Genomic DNA, 303 nt, shown 5'->3' with positions numbered 1-303 from the left:
CACGTGGATAACGGATGTATCCGGGCGATCGATTGCGTCGACCATGAAGGTATCTTTACCATCGAAGCGACTGCATTTGTCGATGCCAGCGGGGAAGCCAATCTGACTGCACTGGCCGGCGGCGGCGTTCTGTTTGGAAACGAGCTGGGCCATCTGCAAGCAGCCACTTTGATGATCCGCATCGGCGGAGTTGAACCGAATGCCAGCGTTCATCCATCAAAAGTGGAAGAGGCCGTTGTTGCCGGGAAACAAGCGGGAATCGACGGTTTGACCAAAGAGCTGGGAACGATTGTCCGGATGCCG

1 protein-coding gene is annotated in these 303 nt (G+C 56.1%); it reads left to right on the top strand.

Going from position 1 to position 303, the window contains the following annotated elements; genetic code table 11:
• A partial coding sequence (locus MXD62_RS08275) for an FAD-dependent oxidoreductase (RefSeq protein ID WP_248828814.1) occupies window positions 1-303 on the top strand: 303 nt, incomplete at both ends.

It is taken from the genome of Frankia sp. Mgl5 (assembly GCF_023242985.1).
GTDB classification, from domain to species: domain Bacteria; phylum Actinomycetota; class Actinomycetes; order Frankiales; family Frankiaceae; genus Parafrankia; species Parafrankia soli.
Note: the sequence above shows the minus strand (reverse complement) of the source record. Positions and strands in the feature narration are given on the sequence as shown.